This window comes from Streptomyces sp. CBMA291, from assembly GCF_014596525.1.
In the GTDB taxonomy this organism is placed as follows: domain Bacteria; phylum Actinomycetota; class Actinomycetes; order Streptomycetales; family Streptomycetaceae; genus Streptomyces.
The window spans coordinates 1-10849 of sequence record NZ_MSJP01000037.1 but is presented as its reverse complement, the minus strand read 5'-3'; the positions used below and the strand labels follow the sequence as shown (position 1 = coordinate 10849).

Annotated in this window: 7 protein-coding genes; all 7 read left to right on the top strand. The window is 74.0% G+C overall.

All coding sequences use genetic code 11. The features are described 5' to 3' along the window. Positions 1-35 precede the first annotated feature (35 nt). The 7 genes from BU197_RS10740 (at position 36) to BU197_RS10710 (ending at position 10626) form a co-directional block, all read left to right on the top strand. Positions 36-1889 carry a TOMM precursor leader peptide-binding protein gene (locus tag BU197_RS10740; protein WP_223184066.1) on the top strand — a complete coding sequence of 618 codons (1854 nt, stop codon included), beginning with the start codon at positions 36-38 and terminating at the stop codon, positions 1887-1889. A gap of 109 nt (positions 1890-1998) precedes the next feature. Then, positions 1999-3690, top strand: coding sequence for a nitroreductase family protein (locus tag BU197_RS10735; protein ID WP_188268042.1), 1692 nt, complete (start codon positions 1999-2001; stop codon positions 3688-3690). 12 nt (positions 3691-3702) lie between these two features. Further along, complete coding sequence (locus BU197_RS10730; RefSeq protein ID WP_188268041.1) at positions 3703-6546, top strand: lantibiotic dehydratase; 2844 nt, start codon at positions 3703-3705, stop codon at positions 6544-6546. Further along, positions 6534-7727: a lantibiotic dehydratase C-terminal domain-containing protein gene (locus tag BU197_RS10725; protein WP_188268040.1), complete on the top strand. Its 1194-nt coding sequence runs from the start codon at positions 6534-6536 to the stop codon at positions 7725-7727. The genes BU197_RS10730 and BU197_RS10725 overlap by 13 nt, the downstream gene beginning before the upstream one ends. Continuing rightward, the gene (locus BU197_RS10720; protein ID WP_188268039.1) at positions 7724-8827 is read left to right on the top strand and encodes a metalloprotease; all 1104 of its coding nucleotides are present in this window, start codon (positions 7724-7726) and stop codon (positions 8825-8827) included. Before BU197_RS10725 ends, BU197_RS10720 begins: the two co-directional genes overlap by 4 nt. Positions 8828-8896: 69 nt before the next feature. Continuing rightward, complete coding sequence (locus BU197_RS10715; RefSeq protein WP_188268038.1) at positions 8897-9868, top strand: ABC transporter ATP-binding protein; 972 nt, start codon at positions 8897-8899, stop codon at positions 9866-9868. A gap of 2 nt (positions 9869-9870) precedes the next feature. Then, a complete protein-coding gene (locus BU197_RS10710; RefSeq protein ID WP_188268037.1) occupies positions 9871-10626 on the top strand; it encodes an ABC transporter permease in 756 nt (251 codons plus the stop codon). Positions 10627-10849 lie beyond the last annotated feature (223 nt).

The window sequence follows — 10849 nt, the reverse complement described above, 5'->3', positions numbered from 1 at the left end:
CCGCGCCGGGCGCTTCCGGCGGGGCGGACCCGTCCCTGACCACGCCGGGCGCGTCCGACGGCGCGAGCCCGTCCCTCACCGCGCCGGGCGCGTCCGACGGCGCGAGCCCGTCCCTCACCGCGCCGGGCGCGTCCGACGGGCGGCTTCCCGTGCACCTCTACGGACGTCAGGTGCTCGTCGGGCCCTGGCCGTCCGGCGGGGGCGGGCGCGGCTGCGCGACCTGTCTGGCGCGCCGCTGGCAGGGCGTCCGCTCGGTGCCGCTGCGCGACGGGCTGGAACGGGGCACGGAGACCCGGCGGGCGGGCGGCTGGCCGTACGGTCTGCCCTTCGCCGCGACCGCCGTGGCCGCCCTGGTCGCGGGGCTCGCGGCGGCGGGGCCCGAGCCCGGCCCGTACCCGCGTGTCCATCTGATCGACCTGGACACGCTGACCGTACGGAGTCATCCGCTCGTGCCCGACCCGGAGTGCCCGACCTGCGGGGTGCCCGAGGCGGACAGCGCCGAGGGGGCCGCCGTGGAGCTGCGCCCGGCGCCCAAGTACCGGGAGGGGGTCTTCCGGGTCCGCCGGATCGAGGACTACCGGCTGCCGGTGGACGCCTTCGCCAATCCGCACTGGGGGGCGATCGGTTCCTCGGTGGTGTGCGACGTGGCGTCGACGACGACGTCGGCGACCGTCGGCTGCTTCTCCTCGCGCTCCGGGGAGTATCTGCGCGAGACGTTCTGGGGCGGTCACGCCGACACTTACGCGCGCAGCCAGCGCATCGGCGTCCTCGAAGGGCTCGAACGGTACGCCGGGATGCGGGCCAGGACCCGTGCCGCGCGGCTCACTGCCTCCCTGGACGAGCTGGGTCCCTCGGCCGTGGACCCGCGCGTGACGGGTCTGTACGCGGAGCGGTTCCATCTCGACAACCCCCGGGTGCGCCCGTTCACCCCCGACCGGGAGATCCCCTGGGTGTGGGGCTGGTCGCTGCGCGACGGCGCGCCCCGTGCGGTGCCCGAGGTCCTCGCGTACTACCACGCCCCGGGCCTTGAGCACCGGTTCGTGCAGGAGAGCTCCAACGGCTGCGCCTCGGGCGGCAGTCTGGAGGAGGCCGTCTACTTCGGTCTGATGGAGGTCGTCGAGCGGGACGCCTTCCTGCTCGCCTGGTACGGGCAGGCCCCGCTGCGCGAGATCGACCCGTCGACCAGCACCCGGGCGAGCACCCGGCACATGGTCGACCGGCTGGCCATGTACGGCTATCGGGCGCGGTTCTTCGACACCCGGCACGATCTGCCCGTCCCGGTGGTCACCGGCTGCGCCGAGCGGTTCGACGGCGGGGTCGGCCGGATGTGCTTCGGCGCGGGCGCCGGGCTCGACCCCGAATCGGCGCTCGACGCGGCGCTGTGCGAGATCGCCACCGACTCCGTGAACCTGGTCGGCAGGACCCGGCGGGACGAGGCCCGGCTGCGGGCCATGGCCGCCGACTTCTCGCGGGTCACCACCTTGCACGACCATCCCCTGATGTACGGCGTCCCGGAGACGGGCCGTCACGCCGACTTCCTGCTGCGGCAGCCCGAGCCCGCCGCGCCGCTGGCCGTCGCCGACCTGGCGCTGCCGCGTGCCGCCGGGCCCGGCGGACCCGCCGTGGGGGCGTCGGCCGTCTCCGCCGATCTGCGCGAGGACCTGCTGCGGGTCACGGGCGCGGTGACGGAGGCCGGTTTCGACGTGGTGGTGGTCGACCAGACGCTTCCCGAGCAACGGGCCCTCGGGCTGCACACCGTGAAGGTGCTGGTGCCCGGTCTGCTGCCGATCGACTTCGGCTGGTCCCGGCAGCGGGCCCGGCACATGCCCCGGATGCGCGCGGCGCTGGGCGCCGCCGGTCTCCACCCCGCGCCCCATCCGTTCCCCTAGGCCGTCTCTTTCGGATCTTGCCTGGCCCTGACCGGCACGCCCGAAAGAGACGACTCGGGCCGCGCTGCGCCGCCCGTCCCGCCCGCCGTCCGAAAGGAGGCCGACCCCGATGGGGTTCGCCCATGAGTACGCCGACGCCGTCCTGTACCGGGGCCGCGTTCCGATGGAACCCGCCGACTTCGTCCCCGACTGGCCCGACGGACCGCGCCGGGGCAAGTTCTATCCCGACGCGGAGCCGTACGCGCTGCCCGACGGCTCCGGTCTCGCCGACGCGCCGGCCGGGCCCGGTCTGCTGCCTTCGGCCGACGGCACCGAGGGGCCGGGGGGTCCCGGTGGTCCCGGCTTCACGCTGCCGCTGCTTTCGGCGATGCTCCAGGACTCGTACGGGCTGACCGGCCGTCGTCTGGGCATCCAGGCCAACAGCGATCTGTCCGGGCTGCCGTTCTACACGCATGCCAACTGGTCGCGCGGCACGGCGGGCGGCGGCGGGCTCTACCCCGTCTCCGTCCACTGGGCCTCGGGCCCCTCCGGGCCGCTCACCCCCGGTCTCCACTACTACGACGTCCAACGGCACGCCGTACAGAGGCTGCTGACGGGGGACGTGACCGGCAGGATCCGCGAGGCGCTCGGGGCGGACGCGCCCGCCGAGGCGCTGGAGACCGACCAGTATCTGGTGCTGGGCGTGAAGTACTGGCAGACCGCGTTCAAGTACAACAGCTTCGGCTATCACGTGGTCTGCACCGACGTGGGCACCCTGGTGCAGACCTGGCGGGTCTGGGCCGCCGCCCACGGGCTGCGCGTCGCGCCCCTGCTGTGGTTCGACGAGCCCCGGCTGAACGGGCTGCTCGGCACCGAGGGCGAGGAGGAGAGCGTCTTCGCGGTGGTCCCGCTGCACTGGGAGGACGAGGACCGGTCAAGCGGTACGAGTGACCGGAGCGGTACGGGGACGGCCACGGGTGCGGTGGGCGCGGCGGGCCGTCAGGGCGGCGCGGGAGACCCGGGCCCGGCGCCCGACCCCTCCGTGCGGCATCGGGACGTCGAGCGGTCGCGGACCGTCATCCGGTTCCCCACCGTCCTCGCGATGCACGCGGCGACCGTGGCCGGGGCCACCGAGCGGCCCGCTCCCGGGGCGCTCGCCGCCTCGGCGGCGCGGCCCGTGCCCGCCGGTGGCACGCGGATCGCCCTGCCTCCGCCCGCGTTCCCCGAGGTGCCGGTGCGGCGGGTGCTGCGGAGCCGCCGGAGCAGCTTCGGGCGGTTCGACGCGGCCCGTCCGGTCACCCCCGGGCAGTTGTCGGCGGTGCTCGCGGCCTGCGCGGCGACCTCGCTCGGCGGGGACGCGGCCCCGGCGGGCACCCCCCGTCAGGTCCGGCTCTACGCCTTCGTCAACCATGTCGAGGGCATCGCCCCCGGTGCGTACGTCCACGACGCCGACTCGGGCGAACTGTCGCTCGTCGTGCCAGGACCGCAGGGCCACTTCCTCCAGGAGAACTACTTCCTGGCCAACTACAACCTGGAGCAGGCGGGCGTGGTCCTGGTGCCGACGGTGCGGACGGCGGCGGTCCTTGACGCGGTCGGCGACCGGGGCTACCGGCTCGCGGTCGGCACGGCGGGCGCCGTGGCGCAGACCTTCTATCTGGCCGCGTCCGCGCTCTCGCTGGGCGCGGGGGTCGCGCTGGGCTTCGACAACGTGTCGTTCGTCGAGAAGCTGGGGCTCGCGGGCACGGCGGAGGCGCCGCTGCTCATCATGCCGCTCGGCAACGAACGCCCCGGACCGGCCGACTTCCGCCACGAGATCGCCTGAGGGGGAACCGCGATGACACTTCCGACCATCGAGACGACCGGGCGGCGCCCCGCCACCTGGGAGGTGGGCCGCCGCTTCCTGCTGCGGGCCGCCGGACTGCCCGTGGAGAGCGTGCACGGGCTGCGCTGCCCGCGCACCCGTGCCTGGGCCGACGAGGTGCTGGCCCGCGAGGAGCGGCTGGCCGCCGAGGGCGCCGCCCTCAGCGACACCCTCCACGGGCTGCTCGGGGCCGCCGACGCCCTGGGCGACGAGGCCCGGCGGGCCCTGCTCGCCCTGCGCCGCCGACTCTTCAACAACCGGCCGCCCGCCGACCCGGGTGCGGCCGTGCGCCTGGTGACCGGGCTCGACGGGGCGGCGGGCGGACGCGTCGCCGGCTGGCTCGACGACCGGGAGCGGTTCGGCGCGCTGCTCGCCGAGGGCCCCGCGCTGCTCGCGGACGAACTGGGCGCGGCACGTGGTGCGTTGCGCGCGGTGTTGTCCCGGGAGGAGATCCGCCGGGGGCTGCTGCTCGCCTCGCCGACGCTGGACGGGAGGCTCGACGCCTATCTGAACGGCGGGACGGGAACGGCCGAAGGCACCGGCGCCGACACCAGCACCGGCACCGGCACCGGCACCGGCAAGGCCTCCGGCTCCGCCTCCCAGGGCCGGATGCGGAAGATCGAGCGGTCCGCGCTCACGTATCTCTACCGCACGGCGTGCAAGACGAGCCCGTTCAGTACCTTCACCCCGGTCGCGTCCGCCGTCTTCGACGCCGAAGCCGCGGCCGACACCGGATCCGGCGTCGAGGGGACAGGCCCGCACCTGGGTTCGGAGCGCACCGGGCATGTCCGCCTGAACGTCGTCGCCCTGGGCCGGATCGCCGATCTGATCCTGGCCGATCCGGTGCTCCGGCAGGATCTGCCCGTGGTCCTTTCGCCGGGCTGGGGCCGTGACGAGGACCGTATCCGCTATGTGCGCCAGTGGGTGACGAGCGGGGACGACGACGCGTCCGTCACCTTCGACTCCGTCCGTGACCGGCTGTTCTATCTGCGGGGCAGCGGCACCCTGGAGCGGCTGCTCGCGTTCCTCGACGGCTCCCCCGGGCTGCGCCATCGCGATCTGGTCGAGCGTCTGGCGACCGAGCACGGCGCGGAGCCCGCCGAGTGCGAGCGGTACGCCGCCGCGCTCATCAAGGTCGGCATGGTGCAGGTGCCGTGTCTGCGCACCGATGTGCACAGCGCCGATCCGCTGGAGTCGTTCCGGGAGGCGCTGCGGGATCTCTCGGCGCCGTGGGCGGACGCCGTCGCCGAGAGCCTGGGGGTCGCGGCCGCCTGTCTGGCCGCCTACCCGGCCGCCCGGCTCGGCGAGCGCCGCGCCCTGCTGCGAACCCTGCGCGAACAACTCCTCGACGTACAGCGGTCCTTGGGCGCCGAGGAGCCGACGCTGCCCCGGACGCTGCTGTACGAGGACGTCAGCGCGGGCGACGGTCTGGTGGCGGACGCGGGGCTCCTCCCGGGCGGGGCGGCGGCGGCGCTGCGCGCGGTCGAGGGCGTCCTGCCGATGTTCGATCTGACGCTTCCGCACCGGATCTGCCTCCAGGGTTTCTTCCTGGCCCGGTACGGGCGGGGCGGGCGCTGTGACGATCTGCTCGGTCTCGTGCACGACTTCCACGAGGACTTCTTCGACCAGTACGTCTCCTTCACGGCGAAGCGTTCGGCGTTCGACGCGAGCGGGGCGTACGTCCCGGAGGAGAACTGGCTGGGCCAGAGCGCGCTGCGGACGCTCGACGACGCCCGCCGCCGGTTCGTGTCCGGCATGCGCGAACTGTGGGAGAAGCAGGGAACGGACGAGGAACTAAGCCTTCCGGCGGATCTGTTGGACTCGTTGGCCGATGAACTCGACCCGTTGAACGCGGACTTCACTCCGCAGAGTCATCACCTTCAGGTGGTGCGGCCCGCGAGCGGTGGCGGGGCGGGGCGGGTTGTCCTGAACCGTTCGTACGGCGGGCTCGCCTTCCCGTTCAGCCGTTTCACTCATGTGTACGACGGACCGGAGGCTTCCGGGCTCTCGGCGGAGCTGCGGGCGGAGCTGCGCGACCGGCAGCCGTCCGGGGCGGTCTTCGCCGAGTTGACCGGCGGGCCCGTCACCAGCAACCTCAATCTGCATGGACGTCTCACCGATCATCAGATCGTCTGTCCGGGCGAGACGTCGACGGTCCCGGAGGAGGCCCGGCTGCACCTGGACGACCTGTATCTGGAGCACGACGAGACGGCCGACCGGCTGGTCCTGCGGTCGAAGCGGCTCGGGCGCGAGGTGGTCCCCGTCTATCTGGGCTATCTGGTGCCGGTGGCGCTGCCGGAGATCCCCCGCACCCTGCTGCTCCTCTCGCCGAGCAGCATGACCCCGACCGATGTGTGGGGCGGGGTCCCCGAGGGCCCGGCGGTCGACGGGGTGACCCGGCGTCCCCGGGTGGTGCACGGCGAGGTCGTGGTCAGCCGCCGGAGCTGGACGGCGGACGCGTCCGTGCTGCCGGTCCGCGCCCCCGGGACGGACGAGGCGGCCTGGTACCTGGGGTGGCGGCGCTGGCAGCGGGCGCACGGACTGCCCGACCGGGTCTTCGCCACGGTGCTGCGCGAGGGCCGCAGGGCGCTCGGGGCCAAGCCCGTCTACCTCGACTTCGACAGTCCGCTGTCGCTGACCGCCTTCGAGGCCCTGGTGGACCGCGCGCCCGGCTCGGGGGTCGCGCTGCGCGAGATGCTGCCGGCCGAGGACGCCCTGCACCTGACGTCCGACGAAGGCCGTCACGTGGCCGAACTGGCCGTGGAGACCTTCACTTTCCGCCACCGTACCGAGGACGGCCCGACATGCCGGAACTGATCGCCCCGCTCCCCTTCGACGGTCTCGCCCCGGCGCCCTCCCCCGCGGAGCCGGGGGACTGGATCGCGCTGCACGTGTTCTACGCGGCGAGCCCCCGGCCGCTGCTCGTGGACTGCGTCCGGCCGCTGGTCGCCCGGCTCACCGAGGAGGGCCTGCTCCACGGGTACTTCTTCCTGAACTACTGGCTGGAGGGCCCGCACGTCCGGCTGCGGCTGCGGCCCACGAGCGCGCAGGCCGCCCCGGAGGTGCGGCGGCGCGCCGAGGAGGCGCTGAGCGCCTTCCTCAAGAGCAGGCCCGCGCTGTACGAGGTCGACTCCGGGTTCCTGAAGGACTTCTACAACGCCCTGTTCGACATCGAGTTCCCCGGCGAGGACCGGGGCCGCTACATGGGCGAGGACGGCCGGATGCGGCTGCGGCCCAACAACAGCTTCAGCGAGGAGCCGTACGCCCCCGAGTACGCGAAGTACGGCGGGCCCGCCGGGGTGGAACTCGCCGAGTGGCACTTCCGGCACTCCAGCGATCTGGTCGTGGACGCCTTCCGCACCATGAACCTGCATCTGCGCACGGTGCTGCTCGGCACCTCCGCGCAGCTGATGATGGTGATGGCGAGCTGCTTCCTGCCCGAGGACGACCGGCTCGCGGACTATCTGGACGGCTACTACGAGTTCTGGCACCGGGCGTTCCCCGGGACCGGCTTCATCGGCTCGCGGGAGTACGAGCGGAACTACGCGGAGATGGCGCCCGCCCTCGGCCGCCGGTTCACCGCGATCCGGGCCGCGGTCTCCTCGGGGGAGCTGGGGCGGCTGCCCTCCTTCCTGCGGGGCTGGGCGGAGCACTGCCTCGAACTGCGCTCCCGCGCGGCGGACCTCGCCACCCGGGGCGAGCTGCTGTTCCCGCTGCGGGAGGGGCCCGCGCGGGAGGACACCGGGCAGGTGCGGGCGGAGCCGGTGGACGCGGTGCCGCTGGAGCCGCTGACCCATGTGCCCGCGGTACTGCCCCGGCTGCTCTCCCCGTACATGCACATGACCAACAACCGGCTCCATGTGACGATCCGCGACGAGGCCTATCTCTCCTTCGTCCTCGGGCAGGTCCTCAGGGAGGCGCGCGACGGGGACGCGCGCGACGAGACGGCAGGGGCCGGGGACGCGCAGGGCGCGCGCGGCGGGGCGGCGGAGTCGTGACGGCCGCCGCCGCGCGGGCCTACCGTCCGGCGCTCCGGCCCGGCGTCCTGCTGAGCGCGCCGCTGCTGCGCGGGCCCCGTACCGTGCACCTCGTCCGGCACCCCGTCACCGGAGCCGCGTTCGAGGTCGGCGTCAAGGAGCACTTCCTGATGGCGCGCCTGGACGGGACGCGGAACCTCGACGACCTCGCGCCCGCGTACGCGGACCGGTTCGGCCGACGGCTCGGCGAGGAGAACTGGAACCGGCTGCTCGGCCTCCTCGGCACCCGGGGCCTGCTCGCCGGGGCGCCCGACCCGGTGGCGCCCGAGACCGCGCCGAAGCGCCCCAACTCGCTGTGGCGCGGCACCCGGCCGATGGTCGCGGACGCCGACGCGACCACGGCGCGGCTCCACCGCGCCCTGCGCCCGCTGCTCCGGCCCGCCGTCCAGTACCCGCTGCTCGCCGCCGTCCTCGCGCTCCTCGCGGTGCTCGCCGTACGGGCACCGGCGCTGTTCGGCGACGCGGCGGAACTGGCCGGGCAGCCGGTCGTCTTCCTGGGCATCGCGCTGTTCCTGTGGCTGAGCATCACCCTGCACGAACTGGCGCACGGGGTGGCCGCCCAGCACCACGGGGGTCATGTCGCCGAGATCGGGCTGCGCTGGCGGTTCCCGGCCGCGCTGCTCTACTGCACGGTCGACAACTACCTGTTCCTGCCGGGCCGACGGGCCAAACTGGTCATCGCGGGGGCGGGCGCGCAGCTCAACATGGTGCTTCTGCTGCCCTTCGGGGTCTGGTGGCTGCTACTGCCCGCCGGGGCCCCCGAGCGCCCCGCCCTCGCCGGTCTGCTGCTGCTCGGCACCGTACAGGCGCTGAGCAACCTCGTACCGCTGCCGCCGCTCGACGGCTACCGGATGCTCGGGCACGCCCTGGGCACCGCCCATCTGGCCCCCGAGACCCGGGCCTATCTGCGGGTGCGCCGGGGCGGCCGGGACTCGCCCGCGCTCGCCGCCTACCCGGCGCGGGCCCGGCGGATCTACACGGCGTACGCGATCGGGGCGCCGCTCCTGCTGCTCCTGGCGGCGGCGGGCACCGCCGTCTTCGTCCTCGCCCTGCTCGGCTGACCGGCCGCGCACGCTCCACCCGCTTCCCGACCGGCACGATCCACGCACCACACGAGTGAGGTACAGGCCATGTCAACCACATCCGCGGCGGGCGGTCCGCCGACCGCCGCCGTCCAGGTCAAGGGCGTCTCCAAGCGGTACGGGGACCGGCAGGCGGTGGACGACGTCACCCTGGAGATCCACCGGGGCGAGTTCTTCGGTCTGCTGGGCCCCAACGGTGCGGGCAAGTCCACCCTGATCGAGATCATGGAAGGGCTGCGCCGGGCCGACACGGGCACGGTCGCCCTCTTCGGGACGTCGCCGTGGCCGCGCGACACGGCGCTGTTGCCCCGGATCGGCGTCCAGACGCAGAGTTCGGCGTTCTTCGTCCGGCAGACCGCCCACGAGCACCTGCGGACGGTCGCCGCGCTCTACGGCGCGCCCCGGAGCGCCGTGGACGCCACGCTCGCCTCGGTGGGCCTCACCGAACAGCGTGACGTCCAGGTGGAGAACCTCTCCGGGGGCCAGCGGCAGCGGCTCGCCATCGCCTCCGCCCTCGTCCACGGGCCCGAGCTGATCTTCCTGGACGAGCCGACCGCCGCGCTCGACCCGCAGGCCCGGCGCGCCCTGTGGGAGGTGCTGCGGGGGCTGAAGGCGGAGGGCCGCACGATCGTCCACACCACCCATCACCTCGACGAGGCCGAGGCGCTCTGCGACCGGATCGCGATCCTGGTGGACGGCCGGATCGCGGTGACCGACTCGCCGCACAACCTGGTCGGCGCCTCCCGCGCGCCGAGCCGTCTGATGCTGCCGCTCGGGCGGCTCGACGAGACGCGGGCGGCGGCCATCGAGGGCGTCGAACGGGTCAGCGTCGAGGGCGGCTCCCTCGTCCTGGAGACCCACGCGGCCGGCCGGGTCCTCGCCGCCGTCGACCGGCTCGCCGGGCTCGACGGCGTCCAGACCAGGACCGCGAGCCTGGAGGACGTCTACCTCGATCTGACCGCCCGGCTCGCCGGTTCCGGACGGTCCTCCCACCCGCACGCCGAGACCACGGAGCCGTGACCATGAGCGCCTACGCCGCACTGACCGGGGCGGGCTACCGGGCCCAGGTCCGGGACAAGACCACCCTCTTCTTCACCTTCGCCTTCCCGCTGCTCTTCCTCGTCGTCTTCGGGCTGATCTTCCGGGGCCAGGCCGTGGAGGAGAGCGGACTGACCTATCTGTCGTACACGGCGGCCGGAGTGCTGTCCTGGGGCGTGGCGAACGCCGCCGTGTTCGGCATCTCGTTCACCCTCATGCAGTGGCGCACCGACGACATCCTGCGCCTCATCCGGATGTCCCCGGCGCCGCTCTCGGCGGTCATCGGCTCCCGGTACGTCATCGCCCTGGTGGTGGGCGCCGTGCAGTCGGTGCTGTTCGTGGGGGTGGCGATGCTGCCGCTGTTCGGCCTCGAACCGGCCTCCGGCTGGCCGCTGCTGATCCCCGTGCTGGTCCTCGGCATCACGACCTTCCTCCTCCTCGGGGTGATCATCGGCTCCTTCGCGAACACCCCGGAGTCCGTCGCCGCCGTCGCCAACTTCCTGATGCTGCCGATGGCGTTCCTCTCCGGCTCCTTCTTCCCGCTCGACTCCATGCCGTCCTGGCTCCAGAAGGTCTCCCTGGTGATGCCGCTGCGCTATCTCAACGACGCCGTGTCCCACGCGCTCACCGGACGGGGCGACCTCTCCGACGTCTGGGTGGGCTGCGCCGGGCTCCTCGTGTTCGCCCTGCTCTTCGGCGCGGTCGCGGTGAAGACCTTCCGCTGGACGAGGTCGTCGTGAGCACCGCCACGCGGCCGAAGCCGCTGCCGCTGCCCATGGACGAGGCGCGGGCCGCCCTGCGCGCGGGGGGCGGGGGGGGCGCGGGGGGGGGGGGGGGGGGGTGGGGGTACCGGCTGGGCTGGTGTGGTCCAGGGCCCCGGTCCGGGGCCGGGCCGGGTCGCGGGGCCGTCCCCCACTGGTTCCCCTGCTGGTCCCGCCGCTGGGTCCGCACCTGGATCCGCCC

Excerpts from the sequence above, each read along its gene's own strand:
- BU197_RS10735 (WP_188268042.1), top strand. The coding sequence starts at position 1,999 with ATGGGGTTCGCCCATGAGTACGCCGACGCCGTCCTGTACCGGGGCCGC.
- BU197_RS10715 (WP_188268038.1), top strand. The coding sequence starts at position 8,897 with ATGTCAACCACATCCGCGGCGGGCGGTCCGCCGACCGCCGCCGTCCAG.
- BU197_RS10725 (WP_188268040.1), top strand. The coding sequence starts at position 6,534 with ATGCCGGAACTGATCGCCCCGCTCCCCTTCGACGGTCTCGCCCCGGCG.
- BU197_RS10730 (WP_188268041.1), top strand. The coding sequence starts at position 3,703 with ATGACACTTCCGACCATCGAGACGACCGGGCGGCGCCCCGCCACCTGG.
- BU197_RS10710 (WP_188268037.1), top strand. The coding sequence starts at position 9,871 with ATGAGCGCCTACGCCGCACTGACCGGGGCGGGCTACCGGGCCCAGGTC.